Source organism: Hydrogenophaga sp. A37 (genome assembly GCF_002001205.1).
Classification (GTDB): Bacteria; Pseudomonadota; Gammaproteobacteria; order Burkholderiales; family Burkholderiaceae_C; genus Hydrogenophaga.
In genome coordinates, this window is the sequence record NZ_MUNZ01000029.1 from 1 (window position 1) to 1,126 (window position 1,126).

At 63.2% G+C, this 1,126-nt stretch carries 1 protein-coding gene; it reads left to right on the forward strand.

The window, feature by feature from the left end:
- The first annotated feature begins 50 nt into the window (after positions 1 to 50).
- Positions 51 to 1,091, forward strand: a complete 1,041-nt coding sequence (locus tag B0E41_RS00335; RefSeq protein ID WP_077327474.1) for an IS30 family transposase — start codon at positions 51 to 53, stop codon at positions 1,089 to 1,091.
- Positions 1,092 to 1,126: the final 35 nt, after the last annotated feature.

The following is a 1,126-nucleotide window of genomic DNA, read 5'->3' on the forward strand; positions in this document are numbered from 1 at the left end:
GGCGGATTCAAGTTTGAAGTGCAACACCTGCCACCGAGTAAGGTCCGCAGATGCAAAGCACCCCGTCCAAGCGCTATCAACAGCTCCAGCCTGAAGACCGCGTGACTCTGGCCAGTCTGGCCCAGCAGAAGTACAGCGTTCGCGCCATGGCCCAGGTCCTGGGGCGTTCTCCGAGCACCATCAGCCGGGAGCTGCGGCGCAACGCCCTGCCCGCAGCAGGCTACGCCAGCACCTCAGCGCGTACCTGCGCCCAACGGCGACGCCTGCAAGGCCGCCCACTGGGCGAGCTCCATCGCGATGGCATCCTGTTCGGGTTGATGCGCCACTTTCTTGGCGAGCGCTGGTCGCCTGAACAGATTGCCCTGACACTGGCCTGCATCCTCCCCAGAGGCCATGAGCACCGCGTGTCACACGAGACCATCTACAACTGCATCTACGCCCAGCCCGTGGGCGAGCTCAAGCGCGAGCTGATCGCCACCCTGCGCCACGCCCACAACAAGCGCGTACCTCGCAGCAAAGGGCAAGACCGGCGCGGTCAGATCCCAGACATGGTGAGCATCCACCTGCGTCCGCCTGAGATTGAGGATCGGCAGTTTCCGGGCCACTGGGAAGGCGATCTCATCAAGGGAGCGGCCAACGCCAGTGCGGTGGGCACGCTGGTAGAGCGCACCAGCAGGCTACTCATGCTCATCAAGCTGCCCGAGTTCAAACCCGCCAGCGCGGCCAACGTGATGCAGGCCTTCTCTGACAAGCTGTTGGGGATCGCAGCGCCCATGCGCCAGAGCATGACGTACGACCAGGGACGGGAGATGGCGATGCACAAGGAGCTCAGCCGTCGCACGGACATCGCGGTGTACTTCTGCGACCCGCACAGCCCATGGCAGCATGGCTCCAACGAGAACACCAACGGACTGGTGCGCCAGTACCTGCCCAAGGGCACCGATCTCTCGGGCTACAGCCAGGTGCAGCTCGACGCCATTGCCGATCAGATCAACAACCGGCCTCGCAAAGGCCTGAGCGTACGATCACCCTTGGCGGTCTATCGAGAACTCCTGCTCAACAGCCCGCAGCATTCCACCCTCGTTCATTGAACCCCAGGGTGTTGCACTTCAGATTTGAATCCGCC